The sequence below is a fragment of the Pectinatus frisingensis genome (assembly GCF_015732285.1).
GTDB classification, from domain to species: domain Bacteria; phylum Bacillota; class Negativicutes; order Selenomonadales; family Selenomonadaceae; genus Pectinatus; species Pectinatus frisingensis.
The window spans coordinates 1-19,585 of record NZ_WIQU01000040.1; the positions used below are offsets into that span (position 1 = coordinate 1).

General features: G+C 39.1%; 25 protein-coding genes. All 25 read right to left on the reverse strand.

The annotated features are described in order from the left end of the window. A partial coding sequence (locus I6751_RS06790) for a phage nozzle protein (protein WP_196599028.1) occupies window positions 1–2,183 on the reverse strand: 2,183 nt, incomplete at its 3' end. Continuing rightward, window positions 2,180–2,749, reverse strand: a complete 570-nt coding sequence (locus tag I6751_RS06795) for a hypothetical protein (protein WP_196599029.1) — start codon at window positions 2,747–2,749, stop codon at window positions 2,180–2,182. The genes I6751_RS06795 and I6751_RS06790, both read right to left, overlap by 4 nt. 68 nt (window positions 2,750–2,817) lie before the next feature. Then, window positions 2,818–3,741: a phage capsid protein gene (locus I6751_RS06800; RefSeq protein WP_196599030.1), complete on the reverse strand. Its 924-nt coding sequence runs from the start codon at window positions 3,739–3,741 to the stop codon at window positions 2,818–2,820. Window positions 3,742–3,924: 183 nt separating this feature from the next. After that, the gene (locus I6751_RS06805) at window positions 3,925–4,710 is read right to left on the reverse strand and encodes a capsid assembly protein (RefSeq protein WP_196599031.1); all 786 of its coding nucleotides are present in this window, start codon (window positions 4,708–4,710) and stop codon (window positions 3,925–3,927) included. Window positions 4,711–4,755: 45 nt separating this feature from the next. After that, a complete protein-coding gene (locus I6751_RS06810; protein ID WP_196599032.1) occupies window positions 4,756–6,294 on the reverse strand; it encodes a portal protein in 1,539 nt (512 codons plus the stop codon). Continuing rightward, window positions 6,291–6,557, reverse strand: coding sequence for a hypothetical protein (locus I6751_RS06815; protein ID WP_196599033.1), 267 nt, complete (start codon window positions 6,555–6,557; stop codon window positions 6,291–6,293). Before I6751_RS06815 ends, I6751_RS06810 begins: the two co-directional genes overlap by 4 nt. Window positions 6,558–6,561: 4 nt before the next feature. Beyond that, window positions 6,562–6,771 (reverse strand): hypothetical protein, encoded by a 210-nt coding sequence (locus tag I6751_RS06820; protein ID WP_196599034.1) that lies wholly within the window; start codon window positions 6,769–6,771, stop codon window positions 6,562–6,564. Next, entirely contained in the window at window positions 6,772–6,957 is a 186-nt protein-coding gene (locus I6751_RS06825; protein ID WP_196599035.1) for a hypothetical protein, read from the reverse strand. Beyond that, window positions 6,950–7,432 carry a hypothetical protein gene (locus I6751_RS06830; RefSeq protein ID WP_196599036.1) on the reverse strand — a complete coding sequence of 161 codons (483 nt, stop codon included), beginning with the start codon at window positions 7,430–7,432 and terminating at the stop codon, window positions 6,950–6,952. The genes I6751_RS06825 and I6751_RS06830 overlap by 8 nt, the downstream gene beginning before the upstream one ends. Next, window positions 7,414–8,169 (reverse strand): hypothetical protein, encoded by a 756-nt coding sequence (locus I6751_RS06835; RefSeq protein ID WP_196599037.1) that lies wholly within the window; start codon window positions 8,167–8,169, stop codon window positions 7,414–7,416. Before I6751_RS06835 ends, I6751_RS06830 begins: the two co-directional genes overlap by 19 nt. Window positions 8,170–8,343: 174 nt before the next feature. Continuing rightward, window positions 8,344–9,240: a hypothetical protein gene (locus I6751_RS06840; RefSeq protein WP_196599038.1), complete on the reverse strand. Its 897-nt coding sequence runs from the start codon at window positions 9,238–9,240 to the stop codon at window positions 8,344–8,346. Further along, the gene (locus I6751_RS06845) at window positions 9,224–9,619 is read right to left on the reverse strand and encodes a hypothetical protein (protein ID WP_196599039.1); all 396 of its coding nucleotides are present in this window, start codon (window positions 9,617–9,619) and stop codon (window positions 9,224–9,226) included. Before I6751_RS06845 ends, I6751_RS06840 begins: the two co-directional genes overlap by 17 nt. Window position 9,620: 1 nt before the next feature. Further along, window positions 9,621–9,866 (reverse strand): ferredoxin-thioredoxin reductase catalytic domain-containing protein, encoded by a 246-nt coding sequence (locus I6751_RS06850; RefSeq protein ID WP_196599040.1) that lies wholly within the window; start codon window positions 9,864–9,866, stop codon window positions 9,621–9,623. Further along, window positions 9,859–10,437 carry an FAD-dependent thymidylate synthase gene (locus I6751_RS06855; protein ID WP_196599041.1) on the reverse strand — a complete coding sequence of 193 codons (579 nt, stop codon included), beginning with the start codon at window positions 10,435–10,437 and terminating at the stop codon, window positions 9,859–9,861. The genes I6751_RS06850 and I6751_RS06855 overlap by 8 nt, the downstream gene beginning before the upstream one ends. A 190-nt stretch (window positions 10,438–10,627) precedes the next feature. Continuing rightward, window positions 10,628–12,526, reverse strand: a complete 1,899-nt coding sequence (locus I6751_RS06860) for a DNA polymerase (RefSeq protein ID WP_196599042.1) — start codon at window positions 12,524–12,526, stop codon at window positions 10,628–10,630. Between the two features lie 45 nt (window positions 12,527–12,571). Continuing rightward, complete coding sequence (nrdD, locus tag I6751_RS06865; RefSeq protein WP_196599043.1) at window positions 12,572–14,347, reverse strand: anaerobic ribonucleoside-triphosphate reductase; 1,776 nt, start codon at window positions 14,345–14,347, stop codon at window positions 12,572–12,574. Between the two features lie 9 nt (window positions 14,348–14,356). After that, window positions 14,357–14,809 (reverse strand): DUF2829 domain-containing protein, encoded by a 453-nt coding sequence (locus tag I6751_RS06870; protein WP_196599044.1) that lies wholly within the window; start codon window positions 14,807–14,809, stop codon window positions 14,357–14,359. Continuing rightward, window positions 14,809–15,345, reverse strand: coding sequence for a radical SAM family protein (locus I6751_RS06875; RefSeq protein WP_196599045.1), 537 nt, complete (start codon window positions 15,343–15,345; stop codon window positions 14,809–14,811). The genes I6751_RS06870 and I6751_RS06875 overlap by 1 nt, the downstream gene beginning before the upstream one ends. Further along, window positions 15,333–16,841, reverse strand: coding sequence for a DnaB-like helicase C-terminal domain-containing protein (locus I6751_RS06880; protein WP_196599046.1), 1,509 nt, complete (start codon window positions 16,839–16,841; stop codon window positions 15,333–15,335). Before I6751_RS06880 ends, I6751_RS06875 begins: the two co-directional genes overlap by 13 nt. A 121-nt stretch (window positions 16,842–16,962) precedes the next feature. Beyond that, the gene (locus I6751_RS06885) at window positions 16,963–17,301 is read right to left on the reverse strand and encodes a peptidoglycan recognition protein family protein (RefSeq protein ID WP_196599047.1); all 339 of its coding nucleotides are present in this window, start codon (window positions 17,299–17,301) and stop codon (window positions 16,963–16,965) included. 9 nt (window positions 17,302–17,310) lie between these two features. After that, window positions 17,311–17,751 (reverse strand): hypothetical protein, encoded by a 441-nt coding sequence (locus I6751_RS06890; RefSeq protein ID WP_196599063.1) that lies wholly within the window; start codon window positions 17,749–17,751, stop codon window positions 17,311–17,313. Further along, window positions 17,751–18,371: a hypothetical protein gene (locus I6751_RS06895; RefSeq protein ID WP_196599048.1), complete on the reverse strand. Its 621-nt coding sequence runs from the start codon at window positions 18,369–18,371 to the stop codon at window positions 17,751–17,753. Before I6751_RS06895 ends, I6751_RS06890 begins: the two co-directional genes overlap by 1 nt. Before the next feature lie 48 nt (window positions 18,372–18,419). Continuing rightward, on the reverse strand, window positions 18,420–18,578 hold the full coding sequence (locus I6751_RS06900) for a hypothetical protein (protein ID WP_196599049.1): 159 nt from the start codon (window positions 18,576–18,578) through the stop codon (window positions 18,420–18,422). 49 nt (window positions 18,579–18,627) lie between these two features. Beyond that, window positions 18,628–18,993, reverse strand: coding sequence for a DUF3310 domain-containing protein (locus I6751_RS06905; RefSeq protein ID WP_196599050.1), 366 nt, complete (start codon window positions 18,991–18,993; stop codon window positions 18,628–18,630). Further along, on the reverse strand, window positions 18,990–19,508 hold the full coding sequence (gene dut, locus I6751_RS06910; RefSeq protein WP_196599051.1) for a dUTP diphosphatase: 519 nt from the start codon (window positions 19,506–19,508) through the stop codon (window positions 18,990–18,992). The genes I6751_RS06905 and dut overlap by 4 nt, the downstream gene beginning before the upstream one ends. Window positions 19,509–19,585: the final 77 nt, after the last annotated feature.

The window sequence follows — 19,585 nt, forward strand, 5'->3', positions numbered from 1 at the left end:
GCTTTTATTATATCAGTCCAATATGTCTTACCTGAAGTATGCTTTACGGTCACTTTAAAGTATCCTGTAGAATCATAGTTGATAGACAGCTCATGTAACTGCAAGCGTCCATTCAGTAAAGCCTGAGTGCCCCCTGAGCTATCCTGTTTCTTCACATAGATTGTACTTAAGACAGCTTTAAATTCATAAGGTATCCCTAAGACTATGTTCTTGTTACTGTAGTTCCCTGAGACACTAAAGGTTCCATCAGAAGCTATGTCAGCAGCTTCAATAGTCAATAGCTGTCCATCAGGTGCTATAAAGTCTACAGTTTTAATATCACTTAAATCTGTGGTGTTATATATGGTCTTTAAGTTGAACGAAGTCCTCTCATAGACTGAATCATAGACACCAGCAGCAGTTATAATCTTTCGGTCAATATAAGCTCTATAAGGTTCCTCAGTGTAATCTTTGGTCTTATAGGTGAACTTAGATTTCTCTAAAGTGAGCATAGAGCCACGCTTAATTAACAAGTAGAGCGTAGAGTCTATAAAGAAGCTACCATATATATGACCTTCAAAATCCCATTTACTCCAAGCTGCCTGAACTCTATTGTCATCAACAAACAAGTATTTATAGATGTATATAGAATCTAGGTCTCCTGTTGTCAGGAAGAACAATATGTTTTCATCAGTTGCCACAATGGTCTGATAGACACCATTAGGAATATAAGAAGGAATATGCGAAGTTATGTCCTGAGCGTTCCTTATGTTGTTTACACTCTCAACGTTGAAGTATTCCTTTATTGTCGTATATTCAGCTCTTTCTGTAGCAAAATACATATTCTTTCCTGCAACTACAGGCTTACAATCAGGTGAACTTCTGAACTCTGTAGTTTCCACTAAGGCGCAATTCTTAGGACTCAAGACTGTATCTACACTCAACAAGAACTGAGCATCATTAGAAAAGAGGTACAAGTCCTCATTGAAGTCTACTGCATACTTAAGAATATTAATCTTAGAAGTTGTTGCAGGAATGTCAATACAATCTGTGTCTAATATGTCATTAGCTGTTGTCATCCACATATTAAAATATTCTGCGGATTCAGACATAATAACATTTTCACCTGATAAGACACCTAAGCGGTTCCTGAAGAAGAATATGTCATTCAATGTAGCATCTATAAAAGAAGGATTAGGATTGCTGTCATCATCACCAACCTTGCGTTCCGTCCAGTTACACCTTTGGAACTTAAATGAACCATCAGTCTGTCTAATGAGAGCATGGGGCATGGTACTAGCATCTATGTTAGTTAAGATATTAGGGCAGCAACATTCTTCCCAAACCTTGTCAGTGCCATTATATTTGACATAATAACTACCTGAATCATCACTGCCATTAGGGTCTCCCTTTACTTTCACAACGTAATCTGAAGGTGCAGTTGAAGGTAATAAAGAAAACCTCTGGACTGTTGTGGTTATGGCAATCATAGCATTATTATTGAAGCCATCCTGCGTAGAGATATTTCCACCACTAAAGTTACCTCTGATACGTAGCCAAGCATCTCCCTCATCTACCGTATAACCACTACTCCTACAACCATTAGCTAATTGTGACCTAATATATGCGGTATCAATTTTTTGTGTGTCTGTAGCATTGCTACCATCAGGTGAAGTATAAGTAGATATTTGCTTTCCATCAACATAAATGATGTATGTTCTGCCATACTGTCCTTGCTTTACGTGAATTAAAGCACCCTGAGAAGTAAAGTAGTCAGGTGAAGTTGTTCCTGTCATCCGAACAGTTTTAGTACGGTTGACAATAAATGTATAGTCAGCTACCGTCAGGACTCTTAAGTCCTCTCTAGGCACCGTTGTTTTCAAATAGTCAGCATCTTCAGCTATCGTTACGGTCTTAGAGTTACCTGCAATATCTACTATTTTGATAGAGTTATCATAGAACATCATGATGTATCTTTCGTTAGCATCACGATTCACAAAGTGTACTAAAGGTTCTGAAGTATCACTAAGAGAAATATCAGCTAAAGACTTTACGTGTAGTGTTGGTGGTCTTTTCTGTAAGCCACCTGCTTCAGTCGAGAAGCCATTTATTTGGTCATCCAATTGCTCAGGAAGTCTCAATATAGGTGGCTGCTGACTTATACCCGCAACAAGGTTTTTAATTGTCTGAGAATATTGTGTCATGTTCTCTCCAATGTGCCAGAGACACCAGCTAGGTTAAGCATATTATAACTTCCCATATTCAAGTCATAATCTGTCAAGCCTTGTGCTGCTTCCTGTAATTCATACATTAAGTCCTGAGAAACGTCTGTGTCACCTAAGTATCTAGCTTGAAATTCTACGGCAACTTTAGCTGTCACATAGTCTCTAAAGGCTTGCGGTAAGTCCTCAAAGTCTACAGCTATAATAGCTTTCAACTCTATTGCTTTAGCAAACAAGAAGGTACTATCAGTCATGTTGTATAAATAATCCCCACGTTTGACATAGGTATTACTATCGGTTGACTTATATTTAATTATTGAGTTGTTCCAAAGAATCTTTTTAGTTAAAGCATCAGGTGTCATTGTGTACTCAGAATAAGTGTTAAAATCCCAACCTTGCATCTGAACCTGTCTGCTTACTCTGTCTAGCAATCTAAGGATATTGTCTACATCAACATCATCATTTTCATCTAAGGTGTCAATAGGTGCGCTACCTATAGAGCTTAAGACAATATTAACTGCATCAATCTTAGACATTACTGTAAGCATAGCATCACTCCTTAAAAGTAAAATAAAAAGGGAACACCGAAGTATTCCCTTAAGTTACTTAGAATCTATTAAGCAGATGCGTTAGCTACAATACCCAAGAAAGAACATTCAGGACGAAGTCCACCAACACCTACAGCCATTTTAGCTATAATCTGGTCAGCCTGATATTCAATTCTGCGACCGCTTTCCATGCTTAAGTTCTGCAAGCGAAGCACACCTGCGCTGGTTTTATGACAAATAATAATTGGACTCTTACTTGCATAAGCAGCAGGGAAGATGTGACCGCTGCCCTGAATGACATTAGTATTGTCATCTCCACCTTTGGTAAGATGCGGGCACTCAATGATGTCAAAGCCAGCCAAGCGGATAACGTCACCTTCCAAGAGGTTGCCAGAAGCACCATAGTCATGATTAAGGAACTCTAAGGCACTTGCGAGAGCTGCATGATACTCAGGTGTTACATAAGCATAACGGTCTGTAGAAGGAACATAGTTCTTACTCATAGCAGCTTTAGCCTGAAGAAGTATCTGATAGATAGCTAAACCAGTCTGCTTGTTGATACCACCAGTTATGCCTGTGTCAAGAGTCTGAGTGATAACTCCACCCTTACCAAGACCAGCAACGTTTTCACTGGTGTTCAAAGCTTCTTTAGCAATTTCAGCTAACACAGAAGCATCATGGGAAATAGCGAGGGCATTACCCAATTCAGAAGCATACGGAGAACGGAAGTCATAATGAGCAATAAACTCATCTAAGTCAAAGATGAGAGTGTCAGCGGTCAAAAGACCATCAATGACAATAGTACGTTCACCATTCTGGATGGTTTCCCTGATGTCATCAAGGTTCTTACCAGCTTTCAAATAGTGAGCGTTAGTGCGACCAAAAGCAGGGAACTGAGCCGATTTACCAGCAGTTATGGAACGTTCCATGATTCGACCTGTGGTTACAGAAGTGCGCTGAAAGGCAGCCAGAGTTTCCCCCGAGAACACCATGAGTGCAAGGGCAAGTTTGTCAGCGTCAGTTGTGGCAACACCATTGATTGCCATAGGATTTGCGATTGTTACATTAGCCATATTTTTATATAATCTCCTCTTGTGGTTTTACCACATAAAAAAATAGACACAGGTCTTTGACAAGTGTCTTTCATTAATAAATTTAATTTTGTCTTTTGAATCTTATTTCCTGAAGAAAGCAGCGTTCTTAACTTTAGCAATAACATCCCTAGTGTACTTAGGGTCTGTCTGGTATCTAGGGTCTGACATAGCTTTAACCATGTCTTGTGTATTTGCAAAGCCTGTTACAACGTTACCTGCATTAGCACCAGCCATAATCGTAGGATTAGCTGTGCCATATTTAGCTGTCATCTGAGCTTTAATGCCATTGATAGCTAATTGAATCTGCCCTAAGTTACCTGTGTTTAACGTAGCATTGAAGCTTTCACGTATTGCCACAGGCTGACTTTCCATGAACTTAACGAGCTGTCCATATCCTTCAGAGCCACCTGCAAAGCCTTGTACCTGACCTACAAATTTGTCTACTGTAGCTTGCATACCGTTGATGTAAGCATCTACTACAGACTTAGGATAACCAGCTTTATCTAAGGCATCCAAAGAAGCCTGAGACAATTCACCGTCATTGTCAAACTCTTTAGCCAAAGCATCAAAGTCAACACCTTTAGTTTGCAGTTCGGTCTTTAAGTCACCTTCAGTTTTAATCTGAGTGTCTATATTTGTCTGAACTGCTTCAGGTGTATCCTGCTGCGGTTGAACGTCTGTATTAGGTTCTGTAGCTGGTGCCGTTGGGTCTGTAACATCATCCATAGTCACAGGATTCTGGTTTACCTGTATGGTGCTGCCAGTGTTCTTAACGGTCACATTAGGTTGAACCTGTGGTTCCTGCTGTGATTCTGTATTTACTGTTGCATCTGTTGCTTGTACATTATTATCTTGTACATCTGCCAATTAATATCAATCTCCTTTATTTCCAGATAATTATGTGTATTATTTCTATTGCTGTTTCATAGCTGCACCTGCTATCTGTGGTACAGTGCTTTGAGCTAACTGATTTTCCTGAGCCTGTTGCTGTTCCTGAGCAACTTCTTCATCAGTCTTTATGACACTTGAAGCATCTATTCCAATAGCTGTAGCAAGCTGTGTCATAATCTCACCTTGCTTAAGTCTCTGTTGGAACGCTTCAGGCAACACCTGAGCATACTTCAAGAATGAATCTAATTTAGTTAAGTCATGACCTCTGCCAAGAGCTTCTATGCCTGTGGTTATCTGAGGGTCTACACCTTTAGAACCTTGTGGCAGCTCAGGGATAGCACCAAGTCTTTCCATCTGCACCATGAAGCGTTTGACTAAAGGTAACTGAAGTTCCTGAGACAATATAGAATATATACCGCCTATAGTATCTTCTAGCTCATTAGCTACATACCTGATTTCTTCTGCTGTCACACGTTCAGCATCCCGCTGTACCGCTGAGTTCAGAAGGAACGCATAAGACAATCTGCTTTCTATATCCTGCTTCATAGCATTAGCTACCTGCATATCCTGTGTCTTATTGATTTGCAATGCTTGTACATCATCAATCTTACCTTTAATGAAGTCACCTGAGTTAGCTTTAGACAGCTCTGAGACCCTTGTAGTGCTGTTAGGATTGACGAGGTATATGATGTTACCTGCCACAGCAGCAAGTTGTACAAGAGACTTAGAGAGTCCTTCAAGTGCCTTAAGGTCTCCTATATATTCGTCTACAAAGCTTCTGCCATAAGCTTCTCCATCCATCTTTCGGAGTCTTATAGGTATCCAAGGAGATTTGTCTTTAGGATAACTCTGGTTACTTCCAGCAATCATAGTGCCCTCTATTTCCTGATAAGACACATAATTGTCACCTTGCAAAATAACATGACTATAAATTTCATATATCTTGTCAGGGTCAATGTCCTGATTGTCTCCTAGGCAGCTTTGAGCTTGCTCAGGCAAAGCACCATATGCTATTTTTTCTTTAGTTACAATCTCCAAAATATTACCAACACCGTCACGCTGTACAACATAAGAGTTCAAACGATACATCCTCATGCCACCCTCAGCAGGTGGTAGGAACAATAGAGCATTACCAGCTACAATCAATTGCAGGATAGCTTCATTAGCTGTAGTCCTTATTTGGTGTGTCTCCATATAGGATGTTATGGTCTGCTCAATTTTTACTAAAGCAGCATCCCATTCTACTTTTGTCTTAGAGTCCTCTCCTATAGCGTTCACTATATCGGAACCTAAAGACAACCTGAAGAATGGTTCATTAGGTGGAAATAAAGCCAGCAAGAGCTTAGAGGACAAATTGTTAATACCTCTGGCACCCATAGACTGAAAAGGTGTCTCATAGTTTGTTGAGCTGTTATCTGTGTCTTTAGGAAATAACATAGGTATAGTATACTTAGCGCACTTCTCAGCTCTATCTGTGTAAGGTTTACGCTCAGTTTCTAGTTTGTTGTAGCGTTCCCTAGCGTTAGCTGAAAGTGTTGTGGTAGCTTTATTTTGTGTCATATATTCAGTCCTGTAGAATTACTTCCAGTTGCACTTGTGTCACTGGTACTAACCATAAGAGACTTCTTCCCACGCTTTCTTTTAGCTAATTCTGAAGCTGTGGTTTCTGCATTGTCTGCTGAACCACTATTCTCAGCAGCAGGTGCAGGAGTAGCACCAGAGGAAGAATTAATTACATTTGTTCCACTATCAGAGCTTCTACCACTAAAGACACTACCTACAACTTCAGCTACACTCTTTACTGCATTTTTAACGAATCCCATTTAATCACTGTCCTTTCATTACGTTTTCCGTAGGCACCAATAGAGAATTAACACCTCGAACTTTTTTCTTGCCATTATCACCCATTACAGGTGCTTCAGGGTCATTAGAGGACGTTGAAGCAACTAAGTCCTGTGCTGTTATTCCACTAGCTGTAGAAACAGTTTGAACATCAGGTGAGAATAAAGATTTAATTGTCTTAGTTATAAATCCCATTTAGTCTTTATCATCCTCTCTTGAAAGAGCATCAAGTGTATTGATGACCTCATAGACTCCCTTCATATACCCTACAGCTTCATCAGTGGTCTTGAAATCTTTCAGACCACCTATTAAATTTGTGGTACTGTAACTTTGTTTCAGCCAAGACACAACTTGTTTAGGTACAAAAGGTGTTTCATCCATTCTTTAAACCTCCTACAATTTTTATATAAGAAGGGCATGTTAATTCAAATCCCCCTTTCTTATAGGCATTAGATACTATTGCAGGTTTATCCATAAAGAAGTTACCTGCAACAATAAACTTGCAATTGAATATCCTAGCTAAGTTATCTAGCTCTCTTATGGCTATCCTGCTGAACCCTTTGAACTCAGGGTCAATACAGAACACGAATTGTTCAGACAATAAAAGTTCTGAAGTCCACCAAGTATAGCCAACATCAAAAGCTAATAAGCCTATAATCTTAGAGCCATCCCACCAGACTCTTAGCTGACCTTCTTTGTCTATTTGTCTTAATGATTTCTTAAATTTCTTTAAGTCCGTTAAGAAAAGTAAAGGAGAGCCAATTCTAGCTCTCTCCTCTACCGCACGTTCCACTATATAGTCAAGCTCTGAGTCTGTTAAAGGTCTTGTAAGAATCTTTATTTTGCTGGTGTCCATAGTTTCGGAACACCTTCTTTAAAGTTATAGTCGGAAGCTCTGAGTATTCTGGCAACCCTAGCTTGCACGATAGCATCATCTTCAGTAAGACCCTGCTTCTCATAAGCCTTTACAACCGTCTCCCAAGTAGGAGAAGCATCCAAGAGCCTTGTGGCATTTACCTTGCCAACTTTAGGACACCCTGAGTAACCATCAGTTGTATCACCAATCAATGTCTGGTAGAGGTGCCAGTAATCAGCATCCGCTTCAGTTGTTTCAGACAATTCTTCTCTTATGAAGTCATAGAACGTAGCAGGTAGACACTTCATATCCTTGTCACCTGAGAGAATCAATACGTTACCTTTGTTAGCTTTAAGTGTCGATAAGATACCTATACAGTCATCAGCTTCTAAAGTTGGTTTCAGATAGGTCTTATAGTTCTCCATTACCCACTCAACAATCTTGTAGTAACATACAGGCTTTCTTTTTCCTGCTCTGTTAGCTTTATATGTCGGCAATATTTTCTTCCTGAAGTTAGCTTTAGGGTCTGAGAAACAAAAGATTGTCTCAAAGTCACCATCATACTTCATAGCTCTTAAAGCTCTCTCTAAAGCACTATCCAAAGAATTTATGAAGTGTTCTTTGGCATCCGCAGGGTCACTAAAGAGCGAACATATGTTACCCCAGTCAACCTCTTGCTCTACAGCGGAACACGCTCTAAAGACAAACATATCTGCATCAATCAATATCTTTAACATATCAAGACACCAGCCAATCTCTAAGTCGGTCATGTATCTTATACACTACTGGTTCAGCTTTTTCTAAAACACTAGTCAAGACATATTCTATATACAGAAAGCCTTTAGCAAACCATATGAATAAATAGAATGGCAGCCATATCAAATTAACTAAAAAGAATTTAATGTAATATTTCAATAGTCTGGTTCTCCTTTGTCATATCGTATTCCCTTAAATCTAGGTTCTCTGAGCTTTCCTTTAGCGGATTCTCCCATAGCATCTACCTGAACAATCTTGCCTACTATGAGGTTAGGATTGTGATACCAAGCGTCACGCTGTGCATCCGTCATGCCTGACACATGGATTTCTTCATCTTTATAGCGGCACACTAAGCCACCTAAAGTGTTCTCATATTTCCCGTTGCCCTTAAAGGTATCTACACATAATAGGTCTACTGAAAGACCTTTCTTAATTTTGATGATAGAAGCATTACGCTTGCCAGCCTGATAAGGTTGAAACTCAGCAGCATGAAGGACAGCACCTTCACCACCACGTTTCCAAATAGACTCAGCAAAAGACATAACTTCATCTAAATTTCTGACATTATAATGAATAACTTCATACAAGAAAGGTTCTATCATGCTCAAAGATATGTCTGAGTTCACTAAAAAAGTTGGTAAGGTTATATCTGCTACCTCTTTTTCATCCCCATCATTTATGAGAGTGTGCATCAAAGCAACAAGTTCAGGATGTTGTTTCTTTGTATCTCTACAGGCACCAGAGATAACGTTCTGTGTCTCGTTGAAAATATAGGCTTCAAATATCATGAACTTTTCTCTGCCAACACGTAGGAAGTCATCAAGCTCAGGCTTTAAATGTTCCATAGACAAAAATTCTTCGCCTGTCCTAGAGCAAACATGTATCACCCCATTAACCCTTATGGCACAACAAAAGACACCATCAAACTTCTCTGAGACCCACATAGGGAACTTAAGTTTGCTGGTGTCTATCTGTTCGATAGGCTTTAGTTTTTGAAAGAGGTGCTTCTTGTCACGCTTTAAGTGGGCACAAAGGTCAAATGGTTTTGGCATAAGCGAATACCTTCTTCCACTTTTCAACCATTTCATCTTTGTGAGCTTCAGCAGCTCCCATTGTCATAAAGTTATTCTTCATAGCAACACGAATCTCAGAACTACCACAGTTTTCATAAAGGTAAGAATGAGAGATATAACCATCACAATCTATATTGAAATACTTCACTTTATCATATTCAGGATTTATAACTGCACCTGCACCTTTTTCTTCCTGCTCTATAAGCCTTTCAAGAGCCAGCTTCAGACCTATAGCAACGTCAAAGGTATCTTCAGGATTACATTTGGCTACACCTTTATGCTTACCTCGCATAGCTATAACTACTTTTCTGTCTTTCGTAATAATTTTTATTTTTTCATTTGGCATTACTGTTACCATTTTATTTGTCTCCTCTTTTATCTCTAATATAAAGTCCACAACGGCAAGCCTTAAGTTCCCTCATGTATCTACAAGGACACACTGTGTCAGCGTTATGTTGCGCCAGACAAGGGCAGTAAGGTTCACCTAATTTGGATTCATTCTTCCCTAGCTTCGTCAAAACATTAGCAACTTGAATAGCTTTAGGATTGACGAGCATCCCATATTTCTTAGCGTTAGCTTCAGGTGTATAAGCTGAATCAGACATGGAAGTTGCACCCCCATTCAGAACAATGGTCACAAGACATAAAGTTTCTGTTAAATATCTCAGGTGCTTCAGCAGCTAAAATAGTTTTAATTCCAGCAGCTATGTCTTGATGTTCCTGTTGTGCCCTATGACATAAGCGTTTCGGAAGATATTCAAACCAAGCTCTGAAGTTACCTGTGACAACAAGTTTATACTTAGCAGCTTTAGGCAGCATATAGGCAGCTTCTTCAAATGACATACCACCTGATGCCAGAAGTTTAGAATAATTGTGCATTTGTTCATTCAGAGATACGTTCAAAGCATTGTTGTTTGTGTGATAGAAAGAAGTCAATTCACTTCCCCTGCTGCTCTGTACAGTGAAGGATAGATGTCTGTGCCTAGTTATCTGAAGCAGCACCGAGATACTACAATCTAACTCAAACGTAGCTGAACAGTGCTCTAAGACACTTAAGTGACCTGCTTCTATGATGTGTTCTATAACACCAGCGGGGCAGTTCTTCTGATAACATTGTCCTGCTGCTGTTTGCAAGATTTCCATATAGTTAGGAGTGATAGACAAAAGTTTTATCATTTCTTCATACCTGCCTTTACTGGATTCTTGTATTCCTTGCTCTTTATGTCTCTCAAATTTATTGTCTTACCGCAGGAACAAGTTATGCTTATAATGCACTTTGAGTAAGACTGAAGTAATGACTTTCCACATTTAGGACATTTCAATCTTTCGTTAATCATAATAAATACATCCCTTCAATTTAGTGGCATTAGTGGCAATCTGCCCAATTCTTTCCTATCTTTCCTTCTGTATCGAGCTGTATACGGAAACTAAAAAAGGCTTCTGCATCACGCATAGCCTTTTGTGCTTCTTCTATAACAATGTCAGCAATCTCTTTAGTCCTACAGGCAAGCTGGATTTCATCATGAACCCAAGCCATGTAAGCAAAGCTGCCATCCCAGCCATGCTTCAAGCCACGTTCAAGCAACCTTCTCTCAGTCTCTACAATCCACTTTTTGCAAATTAAGGCACCTGCGGATTGCAGCAGCAAATTTAGTGCTGAGTGAGGACTCCTAACGTGCAGCAAGCGTCCGTCAAGACCTTTAAGGTAATGACGTTTCCACTTGACAACTCTGCCTTTGTCTGAGACAACTAAAGCATCCTGAACGGCATCCCTAAGACACTTAATAGCAGGTGTAGCTTTAAGGAACTTTCTCTTGATAGCCTTGCCATCTTTAGCGGTTCCTTTAATTATCTTGCCAATCTTAGCATCACCAGCACCATACAGGAAGGCATAGATGAATGTCTTAGCTTGATTTCTCTCAGGCAAGCCAGCAGCTTCCTGATTCATGGTGTGTATGTCACCAGTAAGGATTGTATGAGCATACTTACCGTTGTCATAAGGTGCCATAAAGTGCGCTAAACATCTGAGTTCCAGACCACAGGCATCAATTCCAGCCTGATACCAGTTACCAGAATTAAATAAGGTTCTACACTCTTTGCCATATGGAGAGCCTATATGTGGCACCTGAGCCACGTTAGGTGAGCTATGTGTAGCTCTGCCAGACACAGCACCATTTGGTACAACCCTACCATGAATACAGCCTGTGTCTACGTTATAGGCATCTATCCAAGCATGAGAGCCATCCGCTAGTTGCCCTAAGCGTTTCTTAAGCATTAAGGATTCTTGAATGAGACCTGCGATATGCTTCAGTTCTTCAGGGCAAGCTTCATCATTGACAATAAAGTTAAGAGTTTCATCATCCATCTTAAGGCGGTAATTCTCTATTTTAGGATTATCGTCCATATCTGGTATGTCATATAAATCAATATTGTCAGGATTGTAATTATACATTTTACGAAAGACATATTCTATCTGAAGTCTAGAGTTTGGATTAAAGGATTTATAGCGTTGAATAGCCACACCTTTTTTATAACCGAGCCTTTTATTGTCTCTCTTAGGCACGAATATTTTGTCTGGTATCTCTGGTATCTTATTTACAAGTTCTGCTTCCAGAATGGCTTGTTGTGAGCGTAGAGTAGCTTCTAGTTTCAAAGCACCTTCTATGTCAAACTTAAAGCCATTTCGTTCCTGCTTAGACATCAGCCAAGCAACCTCATGCTCTAGCCGTATAGCTTTAGCGGAATAATGGGATGACATTAGCTTTTCAAAGAGTGCTTTAGTCACCCATACATCCTGCTCATTGTAATCTAGCATTTCAGGAGTATAGATTGCCCAAGCATCCTCTTGTTCACCATAGGTTCCCTTAAGGATATCTAAACGATACCCCCAAGCCATGAGCTTATGAGACTTATAAAACTTCTTAGGAAGCTGACCTGACCGCATATAGCCTAGGTCAATTACATCAATGTTTGAATAAATAAGACGAGCCATGACTAAAGTATCAACTACCTGCGAATGTTGCTTATAGCCAACATGAAAGTTAGCATAGAGCTTCTCCAAAGCAGGAATATCATAGTTTATAATGTTGTGACCACATATGGAGTCTCCCTCATCTATAGCCTTTTGTAGTCTCCTGACTCCTTCTTCTACCTGTGTTGGGTCATAACGAGACATTTTATTTGTTGAAGTGTCATAAATGCACATACAATGCAGCTTTGACACAGTGTCTAGCAATCCATCTGTTTCAATATCAAACAATAACATAATTGTTCTTCCTTTCGTGTTTTTATTTTGTAACGTACATTACAATTATTGATAAAATCTTTTCTGTTGTTCCTTTTGTCTGGCATCACTGAAGTTTGAGATACGCTTCAGGTATCCTATGATACGAGTTCCGTAATCTAAGTTGGTACTAGTGCACTTAGGGCAAGCCTTAAGCGTCCGAGGGTCAATATTTCCACAATCGTTACATATCGTGCATTTAGTATTAGTAGTCCAATAGTTGACTCCTGCAACCATACAGAGGTCAAACAAGTACATAGCATTATCATAAGACAATAGCTGTTGAAGGTTTAAATGCAGTGCACTTCCACCATCTAAATACTGAATTATTTCTTTGCCATGTAATTGTATTTTGTCTAATATGGTAGATTCTGTATCTTCAACTAGATAGAAATAACTGTTATAGCAATCACGATTAACTTCATAACCTGATTCTTTATCCCATTTAGCATTTTTGACACCTAAATTTTCAGCAGGTACTAGCTCAGTGTTGAAGCGTATGCCTTTTATTTTGAGCGTCAGCTTATTGCAATTGCTTATACTAGATAAGACACGCTGAATGTATCCTTTGTAATACTTATTATTTCCAACTACATACCCTCTATACTCAGCACTTTCAGCCAGACCATTAAGACCAATTGTTAAAAATTGTTTGTCTATGTCCATGAATCCAGCGGAGTAAGCAGGTAATAAGCCAGCAGCTATATATTCCTTATAGACCTCTTTGTAAGCTATAAGATACTTTTGGATGTCTGCAACCACTTCTTCTAACTGCCATGCTTTATACTTATGAGCAAACCTATTCATGTTCAAAGTGATAACCTGAGCTGAACCTGTGACAACACCGCCAGCACCTAAAGTGTAACTAAAAGTGTTGTCAGCTAACTCATTCCTCAAACGGCAGCAGGATGCAAGACTATCAACGGCATCAGACATATAAATAAAGAAGCTGTTGCCTTTAGACATTTCAGCAGCTAAGAACTTCTGAAATATTGTATCTACTGCTGCATTGTCTTTAGTCAAGAGTGAAGCTGTAACTACAGGAAAAGTAAGCAATTCCTTAGTGCGTTCTTCTCTGAACCATATTAGAAAGTATTCCTGTAGTTTACGTGTACTATCCATATCAGGCTGTGTGCCATCAGGATAGTAGAACTCCCCAAACATTTCCTGCATATAAGGCTTATCAAAAATAGAGATATTCCAGAATACGCTCTGGTCTCCTCTGGCACTTGCAGGTTGATTTAAGGCATACACAACACCCTGAAGTTCCTGAGTTATCTCTTTTTTATTTGTCTTTAAATAATCTTTGCCATACTGCTGTCTTGCAAAGTAGTCAAAGATATGCAAGAACTCAACTGTTGCTACAGCACCAGCAAAGTTAGAAGCTACCTGATACACAAGATTCACAAAGCCACCACAAAATGACTGAAGGTTCTTAGGTGCCCCTGAGACACCACCCATACACTTTGTGCCTTCCAAAAGGAAAGGATAAAGCGTGATACTGGCACAATAAGGTTTCAAGCTGGTTTCATCATGAATATAAATTAGATGACTTTCAACATCAGCTATAAACTGGTCTGCTGTGTCTTTGTCATATAATTCAGTTATCTTATTGTAAACTTTAAGTCTGTTTATCTGTATTGTGTCAGCCTTATATAATTCAGCTTCTAGCGTAGCTATGGTCTTATGAGTGACATTAGCGTTGCTGTCCACTTCTGAGCCTGAAGCTGCATTACTGGCTTTCATGTAATGTTCTATGAAGTCTAGCTTTTGCTGCTTCTGGCTATCTTTAAGTTTATACATAGATTACCTTCATCCCACTATCCGCCAATCCTCAGCAAGCATATCTGTTTGTGAAGCCAACCATCCTATAATGATGGAACCATCTGCTGCCTTCATATCAATATGTGATTGTATATTAACTGTAGCATCACATTCTAAGAGTGCATGTTCACCAAATAATTTTTTTGCTGTTTCTTGCTTTAAATTAATTACAGGTATAATACTTCCTGTAGTCAGATATATAAACATCCCTTTGCCATTCCAGCCTTTACGGCTAACTTTTTTGCCCAATTTCAAAGCTTCAATAGCAAGACCAAAATTCATACCATCTATAGGACGATAGGCTTTCTCAAAGACAGCTTTAGGAGACCAAGAGATATATCCGTCCTCATACTGTAATCTGTAGCCATCTTTTCCAGCAGTTCTACCTGTTATATCACAGCCACGTTCAGCCTTAATAATTTTAGTTCCAATATAAATCATTACACTAACTCCTTTTGAGGAAGAAAAGCATCCGTCATATCAATTAATTCTTGTATTCTATCAACATAAACACCATGTATAAAGGTATACTTTATGTCTACCTTATAGAACCTTTGGTTAGTTGTTGGTGACTGAAGTCCACCTAAAGCTGCCTTATAGCTACCTGTTTTTAGCCATGTCAATGGTAATTTCTGAGCTAACCATCTATGAAAGGATTCATCATCTGTGCCAGTGTAAAGACATACAGGTGCTATGCCGCTCATGACAATGATAAGTTCTTCTAATTCCTCATCACTTAAGCCGTTGGTAGTTCCACCCATCAAGACAATAGCATTAGCACCTTTGTCCACCTGAGCTTCAGCATATTGCATCATCTGATACAATGACATCTTTTCATTTACTTTGCATCTTAAATGCTCACTGTGGCAACCTTTGCAATTCCTGACACATTCTCCTATTTCAAAATAGACAGCAACCTTATTAGGTACTTCAGTTAATGTGATACCTTTAGATACCACAGGAATTAAAATTGACATCCTGCTTCTTCTCCTTTATTTTCTTTTATTTCCAGAGGGTCAACGTCCTCTAGGATATTTTTACTTTTGTTAAAACGTACATAACCTGCAATTCCTGTATTGCCTGTAAAGCGGTTCTTCAAGACCCTAAGTTTCAAAGTGTTCTTAAGGCTTTCATCATCTGCCTGTTGGTTTCGCTCTAGTGCTAAGACAATATCAGGAAGCTGTTTTAGGGAACCTGAGCCACGCAGGTCATCTAGTGAGATAATCCCACCTTGCTCAAAAGGTGTAGCTTTCATATCACTTTTACGTAAGTGAGAGACAACTACTATTCCTGCCCCTGTTTCCTCTATGAGTGCTCTGAGGTTAGTCATCAGGCGGTCTATACATTTCCTTTCGTCACCTGAAGATTCGTCTAAGCCAGATACAGCTATCGAAACATGGTCAAATATCGCGTAGTCGCATCCTTCACCTGTAATCAGATACCTTATTTTGTCTAGGAGATTGCCACCTTCTATGCTTCCAAAGTGGTCATATAGGACAAAATTACCATCCCCAAACACCTTGTCATACATAGTTTCTAATAACTTTTTGTCTAAAGTATTCCACAGCAAGTGAAGTGGCAACTGACAATGTATAGACAATATGTCTTTTAAGGTTTTCTTAGGATTTTCTTCTAGCATCACTAAGCCAACTTTAAGACCATCTTTCATCTTTAGCTTGTAGGCTATCTCCCTTGCCATAGTTGACTTGCCGATACCTGAGCCAGCAGTAAGCAGCACCATTTCACCTTTTCGGATACCCATAGTCATCTTGTTTAGCTCAGGAGACCAAGGATACTCAAAGGTTTCTTGTGTTTCCTCTGAGGAAAACAAAACGTCCTTCAGGTCTTTAGCATTTACTAGACCGTCAGGACGATATTCTTTAGCGTTCCATATTGCATTGATGATAGCATCCGCTTTGCCAGCTATAAGGCACTCATTAGGGTCTTTAAGCGGTAATTGAGCTATCTTAAGTTTATGAGGTGGTAATAAGCCTACAACGCTCTGTACGGCTTTCTGTCCAACCTCGTCCATATCAAACATGACTATGACTTCCTCGAAGCCTTTAAGCCAGTCAATGTTTGCCTTGAAGGTGTCTAAAGCACTCTTACAGCCGAACGGCAAGGACACTACAGGATACTTATTGCCCTGAACCTGTGACACCGTAAGACAATCAATTTCACCTTCAGTGATAACTAACTTCTTGCCCCCCTGAAACAACTGCTGCCCCCAAAAGACATGAGCCTTATGACCTCTTACTATAAAGTTTTTGTCTTTATCTCTGCTCTTTTGGAATACAACTTCTGCATCTGCGACATAGTTAGCTATCTGTATTGAGTTTCCCCATTCATCCTTCGTGACAAAATAGCCATACTTCTTGCAAGTAGAAGCCTTTAAGCCACGTTTACGAATATCTTTTATTAACATATCTTGTACAGGAATGATAGACAATTTCTTCTTTGTAGTAACTGTCACTGACTCACTCCCTTCTAGTTTCGTCCACTTCTCACAGACAAAACAGAATTTATGGTCTGTGTATAAAGTAGCACCATCCGAACTCCCACAAAACTCACATGGTACATGAGCTTGCACTATTTCAGATTCTCCCAATATTCTCACCCTTTGTGAGTAAAGGTAAGCCTAGTGTGTGCTGTAGTTCGCTTAAAGCGTTCTTCTGAAGGTCATTAAGGTCTTTACTAAGACACAAGACATAGCAGGTATACTGCCAGTCAATTAATGAAGTGTCAGCATATTGCTTCAGCGGTATTCCTTCTTCTACTCGTCCATCTGGATGAATGATAAAGTGAAACCCTAAGCAAAACCAGCCTTTCCACATCAGCTTTTTTTCTATTTCTTCTTTTGACATATCCTTGCTATTAGTGAATACTAAGCGGATAATGTTCATTTCTTCTTTTCGTTCTAAAAACTTAATCATAATACTTTGTCAGCCTTTCGATTTAAGACCAACGATTGACTTTTTGGATTCTTTGAACCATTCAGCAGGTATCAATTTAGCTGCATATTTGTAGCCATTTTTAATACACCAGTCAGCATATGTTGTCTTTGAACCCTTGTATAGCTTGCTATTAGGATCCGTAAAGACAAAGCGTATATCTAGGTTCGGATACGTTTCTTTGATTATCAAGTGCTTTTTGCGGTCAGCTATCTCAAATAATCCTTTTGTTTCAACGATTATACCGTTAGACAATATAAAGTCTGGTGTGTACTTATGTTCGCTGGCAGGAATTATATAGGTCAGATAAGATTGCTCATACACCTCTTTATTTTCATAATTTTTAATTTGTGCTGCAACCTTATCTTCTAAACCTGACCTGTGCCCATGACTAGGCTTGTAGTGATACTTTCCACCATGTAAGAGACTTATTAAAAGTCACCTTCAGACTCTTGTGGTGAAAAAGGTATTTCGTCATCTGTATCCACTGTGTTCGCTTCATTTTCCTGACTATAGCCATCTTCTTTGTCGAAACCTAAGCCAGCAGCAGAGTTGCTACCATATTCCACCATGTCTAATATTTGTATGCCTAAGAGACGCAAAGAGACCCCATAGTTCTTGTCATTCATATAGAACGGAGACAATTCAAAAGCAACAATAGCTTTAGAGCCATTTCCTACACCTGTTATGGTCTTAGAAATTTCTTTTGTAGCTGCATCGAAGATAGGAACGGACTTTTCTAATTCTGTACCATCCTTGCATTTGATGATGTGTGTCATTTTGAATTTGAAGTATTCTTCTTCTTTGTACTCTTTCAAACCATTTGAATAATCATATTTGAATTTCTTAGCTGGACATTCATCCGATTCTTTGAATTTATTCCATTCCTCGTCAATCTGGTCTAATAATTTCTTTTTGTCTTTTTCGGAGAGCTTCAGCATGACCGAAAATTTGTTTGTTGAGACCCCTTTAAATTCCTCTGGTTTCAATAAGTGAGCAAATAAGACCTCACCAATACCTGTTTTACCTTTAAATAATTTTCTTTTTGCCATATGTTTATCACTTGTCCTCTACAAATTTAATTTTTGTCTGTTTACTAATCATTTTATTTTGACCTCATCTAGCGCAATACCATCAGGAGTAAGACAACAATATCCACTTTTATTGAAGTGACAACGGTTACAAGACTTCTTTGCTTTGCACCAATCCTGAATTTCTTTAGCAATAAATACAACTTCCTTAAATTTCTTTGATTTCATGTTATTAAACCTCTCTTGTCCTTTTAATTTTGTAACGTACATTACAATTTTATTTTGTAGGGTCTATAGTTTCGCCTTTACTAGCTATCTCCAACCATTCGGCATACCTATGAATCTTTGCAGCTTCCTGCTGCCCTGCATCCTTTTTACCGAACCGACACGAATATTTGATTATGTTACCTAACAGGAACCCAATAAATGCTTCATGTGACAATTGAGCTTGCATGAGTTCTATAGGCTGGACTGAGCCACCATAATGTTTGTCAAAGTGCTTAGAAGCATCCACAGCATCATTATGTGTATGAGTAGATAATTTAGCTTCAAGTCCTCTTTTTTCATCACTGGTGTGAACATGGACATAACTAGATTCATCCTCATTCATGCACTTATGAAAATCCCAATCAGGCTGCATCATTTATTGTCACCTGTGGAACCGAAGCCACCTTCAGACCTTTCAGTTTCACTTAATTCTGTAACTTCTTCAAAAGACACATCAACATTCTTCTCTATCAAGCATTGAGCAAGCCTTGTGCCCTCTGCTATGTAGACTCGTTCTCGACTTAAGTTATCTATAAGCAACTTAAGTTCCCCACGATAATCAGCATCAATAATGCCAACTTGATTAGATAAGCGTAATTTAGTCTTTAAAGCTATACCAGACCGCATGAATACTTTCATGTGATAGCCTTCAGGTATCTCAAAAGCTAATCCTGTGGAGAGCATGGTGCTTTTGTCATCTGCATTAATGCAGCGTACATAAAGACCTTCTGTTGTAACTAAGTCAAAGCAAGCGGCATCTTTGGTCTGCCTTTTAGGAATCATAGCGTTTTCTGTCAGCTTTTTGACTTTGACTATTAGACCTTTTGGAGTGTTTGAGCCTAACTTTGGTTCTTCTGGTGCTGCTGCTTTTGGCTTTCTTGTTGTTGTCATCGAATCATCCTTTTCTATGTTTGAATTTTGAAAATGAGTGTTTCTCTCTGTATTGTGTGCCACCTAAATAAAGCCAG

Excerpts from the sequence above, each read along its gene's own strand:
- I6751_RS06795 (WP_196599029.1), bottom strand. The coding sequence starts at position 2,749 with ATGCTTACAGTAATGTCTAAGATTGATGCAGTTAATATTGTCTTAAGC.
- I6751_RS06800 (WP_196599030.1), bottom strand. The coding sequence starts at position 3,741 with ATGGTGTTCTCGGGGGAAACTCTGGCTGCCTTTCAGCGCACTTCTGTA.
- I6751_RS06810 (WP_196599032.1), bottom strand. The coding sequence starts at position 6,294 with ATGACACAAAATAAAGCTACCACAACACTTTCAGCTAACGCTAGGGAA.
- I6751_RS06815 (WP_196599033.1), bottom strand. The coding sequence starts at position 6,557 with ATGGGATTCGTTAAAAATGCAGTAAAGAGTGTAGCTGAAGTTGTAGGT.
- I6751_RS06820 (WP_196599034.1), bottom strand. The coding sequence starts at position 6,771 with ATGGGATTTATAACTAAGACAATTAAATCTTTATTCTCACCTGATGTT.
- I6751_RS06825 (WP_196599035.1), bottom strand. The coding sequence starts at position 6,957 with ATGGATGAAACACCTTTTGTACCTAAACAAGTTGTGTCTTGGCTGAAA.
- I6751_RS06830 (WP_196599036.1), bottom strand. The coding sequence starts at position 7,432 with ATGGACACCAGCAAAATAAAGATTCTTACAAGACCTTTAACAGACTCA.
- I6751_RS06835 (WP_196599037.1), bottom strand. The coding sequence starts at position 8,169 with ATGTTAAAGATATTGATTGATGCAGATATGTTTGTCTTTAGAGCGTGT.
- I6751_RS06840 (WP_196599038.1), bottom strand. The coding sequence starts at position 9,240 with ATGCCAAAACCATTTGACCTTTGTGCCCACTTAAAGCGTGACAAGAAG.
- I6751_RS06845 (WP_196599039.1), bottom strand. The coding sequence starts at position 9,619 with ATGGTAACAGTAATGCCAAATGAAAAAATAAAAATTATTACGAAAGAC.
- I6751_RS06850 (WP_196599040.1), bottom strand. The coding sequence starts at position 9,866 with ATGTCTGATTCAGCTTATACACCTGAAGCTAACGCTAAGAAATATGGG.
- I6751_RS06855 (WP_196599041.1), bottom strand. The coding sequence starts at position 10,437 with ATGATAAAACTTTTGTCTATCACTCCTAACTATATGGAAATCTTGCAA.
- I6751_RS06860 (WP_196599042.1), bottom strand. The coding sequence starts at position 12,526 with ATGTTATTGTTTGATATTGAAACAGATGGATTGCTAGACACTGTGTCA.
- nrdD (WP_196599043.1), bottom strand. The coding sequence starts at position 14,347 with ATGTATAAACTTAAAGATAGCCAGAAGCAGCAAAAGCTAGACTTCATA.
- I6751_RS06870 (WP_196599044.1), bottom strand. The coding sequence starts at position 14,809 with ATGATTTATATTGGAACTAAAATTATTAAGGCTGAACGTGGCTGTGAT.
- I6751_RS06875 (WP_196599045.1), bottom strand. The coding sequence starts at position 15,345 with ATGTCAATTTTAATTCCTGTGGTATCTAAAGGTATCACATTAACTGAA.
- I6751_RS06885 (WP_196599047.1), bottom strand. The coding sequence starts at position 17,301 with ATGATTAAGTTTTTAGAACGAAAAGAAGAAATGAACATTATCCGCTTA.
- I6751_RS06895 (WP_196599048.1), bottom strand. The coding sequence starts at position 18,371 with ATGGCAAAAAGAAAATTATTTAAAGGTAAAACAGGTATTGGTGAGGTC.
- I6751_RS06900 (WP_196599049.1), bottom strand. The coding sequence starts at position 18,578 with ATGAAATCAAAGAAATTTAAGGAAGTTGTATTTATTGCTAAAGAAATT.
- I6751_RS06905 (WP_196599050.1), bottom strand. The coding sequence starts at position 18,993 with ATGATGCAGCCTGATTGGGATTTTCATAAGTGCATGAATGAGGATGAA.
- dut (WP_196599051.1), bottom strand. The coding sequence starts at position 19,508 with ATGACAACAACAAGAAAGCCAAAAGCAGCAGCACCAGAAGAACCAAAG.